Annotated in this window: 3 protein-coding genes; all 3 read left to right on the forward strand. The window is 73.8% G+C overall.

All coding sequences use genetic code 11. The features are described 5' to 3' along the window. Positions 1–72 precede the first annotated feature (72 nt). Positions 73–1,113, forward strand: coding sequence for a Gfo/Idh/MocA family protein (locus IEZ31_RS55545; protein ID WP_190258255.1), 1,041 nt, complete (start codon positions 73–75; stop codon positions 1,111–1,113). Next, on the forward strand, positions 1,110–1,448 hold the full coding sequence (locus tag IEZ31_RS55550) for a cupin domain-containing protein (protein WP_229837335.1): 339 nt from the start codon (positions 1,110–1,112) through the stop codon (positions 1,446–1,448). Before IEZ31_RS55545 ends, IEZ31_RS55550 begins: the two co-directional genes overlap by 4 nt. A gap of 156 nt (positions 1,449–1,604) precedes the next feature. Beyond that, positions 1,605–2,491, forward strand: an 887-nt coding sequence (locus IEZ31_RS55555) for a pectate lyase (RefSeq protein WP_190258256.1), incomplete at its 3' end; no start/stop codon positions are given.

The following is a 2,491-nucleotide window of genomic DNA, read 5'->3' on the forward strand; positions in this document are numbered from 1 at the left end:
GCAGCGCAGCGGAGGGGCCGGTCATCGTCGGCTCAGTGTTCAGGCCTGCGGCCGGAGCGAAGCGGAGGACGCATGACGACGGTCGCGCTGATCGGGGCGACTGGGCACGGGATGTGGCACCGGCGGGCGATCGCCGCGCTCGGCGACCGGGTCCGGCTCGTCGCGCTCGGCGACGTGCGGCCGGTCGAGGACGCGGACGTGCCCGTGTACGCCGACCATCGCGAGCTGCTCGACCGGCACTCGCCCGAGGTGGTCGTCGTCTGCACCCCGCCGCACACCCACCTCCCGATCGCCCGCGACGTGCTCGCCGCCGGCGCCGACCTGCTGCTGGAGAAGCCGCCGGTGCTCTCGCTCGACGAGCACCGCGCGCTGCTGGCCGCGGTGTCGGCGTCCGGCCGGGCGTTGCAGGTCGGCTTCCAGGCGCTCGGCTCGCCGACCCTGGCCGCGCTGCCGGCCCGGGTCGGCACCGTGACCTCGGTCGCGCTCGCCGGGGCCTGGTGGCGCGGCGACGCCTACTGGAAGCGGTCCCCGTGGGCCGGCCGGTCCAGCGTCGGCGGCCGGCCCACGATGGACGGCGCGCTGTGCAACCCCCTCGCGCACGGGCTCATGCAGGCCCTCGCCATCGCCGGCGTCCGGCCGCCGTGGACGCTGGAGCTCGAGCGGTACCGCACCCGCGACATCGACGTCGAGGACACCGCCACGCTGCGGCTCACCGGGCCCGGCGGGACGGTCGTGACGGCCGCCGTGACGCTGTGCTCCGACGAGTTCGTCCCCGGCGACCTCACCGTCACCGGGACCGCGGGCACCGCCACCGTCGTCTACCCGCAGGACCGGCTCGACGGCGAGGTGCTGCCCGGCCGGGTGAGCCTGCTGGAGAACCTCCTCGACCACCGCGCCGACGGCACCCCGCTGCTGGTGCCGCTGGAGCGGACCGAACCGTTCACCGCCCTCGCCGCCGCGGTCATGGCCGCCCCCGCTGCGGTGCTGCTGCCCCGGGAGCGGCTCGCGCCGCACCCCGACGGCGACGGGCTCGCCATTCCCGGCATCGCCGGCCACGTCCGCGCCGCCGCCGCGCGCGGCGCGCTGTTCTCAGAGATCGGAGCCCTGCCGTGAGGAAGCTCAACATCGCCGACCTGCCCGACGGCGGCACCCCGGCGACGCTCGCCGCGATCGGCACCGGCTGGGGGCCGGTGGTGCGCGGCGGGATCAGCCGGTACGACGCGCCGGGGCACCGCACCCACGCCGAGTCGGACCGCCACACGCACGACGTCCCTGAAATTTTCACGATCGTGCAGGGTGCGGGCGTGCTGGAGCTCGACGGCGCCCGCGACACGCGGTTCACCGCCGGCGACATCCTCATCATCGAGCCTGGTGAGGACCACCACCTGGTCAGCGACGGCGACGTGCCGCTCGTCTTCACCTGGATGCACCTGGCGCCGGCCTCCTGACGGTTGACCTGCCGTAGATGAAGGTCTATGTTGAGCGCCGAGGGGGAAAGCGCTTTCCTCGAAGCTTCTCCCCCGGCGCGCAGCACGGCAGACCCGCCCAGTCACGTGCCGTGAACACCCCATGCACGCGTCTCCGCCCCATCTCCGGAGGTATGCATGGTCACCCGTCCCAGACGGCGCCGATGGCCCATCGTGGCCGGCAGCGCCGTCGCGTTCACCGCCGCGGCGGCGATCTTCAGCCAGATCGCGTTCGCGGCCACCCTGTTCAGCGACAACTTCAGCGACGGCGACACCAGCGGCTGGTCGAAGTCCGGCGGCACCTGGGCCGTCGTCTCCGGCGCCGCGAACCAGAGCAACGCCGGCAGCGAGAACGCCCGGCTGTTCGCCGGCGACGCCGGCTGGACGAACTACACCGTCTCGGCCCGGGTCCAGCCCTCGTCGATCGGGAGCAACGGGCTCGTCGGCCTGCTCGCGCGGGCGAAGAGCTCGACGACGTTCTACCGGCTGGCGCTGCTGCCCGGCAACGCGGTGCAGCTGCAGGCCGTCAACAGCGGCTCGGTCACGGTCCTCGGCTCCGCCAGCCGCACCGTGAGCAACGGCACCTGGTACACGCTGAGCCTCACGGTCTCGGGCAGCAGCATCTCCGGCTCGGTCGACGGCTCGGTCGTCGGCTCGGGATCGAGCAGCGTCGCCTCCACCGGGCGGATCGGCATCCAGACCGCCTACGCGAGCGGGTCGTTCGACGACGTCACGGTCAGCGACGCGGCGGGCCCCGGCCCGACCACGACGGGGCCGACCACGGCGTCGCCCACGCCGACCCGCACGCCCACGCCGACGCCGACCGGCACCAACCCGTCGGGCTCCTGGCCGACGAAGACCGGCGACGTGTCGGTGAGTGGCACGATCTCCGTGTCGGGCACGCTCGACGGCGGGATGAAGCGCTACTGCTGCATCGGCGACGGCGGTCAGAGCGAGAGCCAGGACCCGATGTTCGAGGTCGCCAACGGCGGCACGATCAAGAATGTCATCATCGGCGCGCCCGC

Origin of the sequence: Dactylosporangium sucinum, assembly GCF_014647515.1 — a bacterium.
GTDB lineage: Bacteria > Actinomycetota > Actinomycetes > Mycobacteriales > Micromonosporaceae > Dactylosporangium > Dactylosporangium sucinum.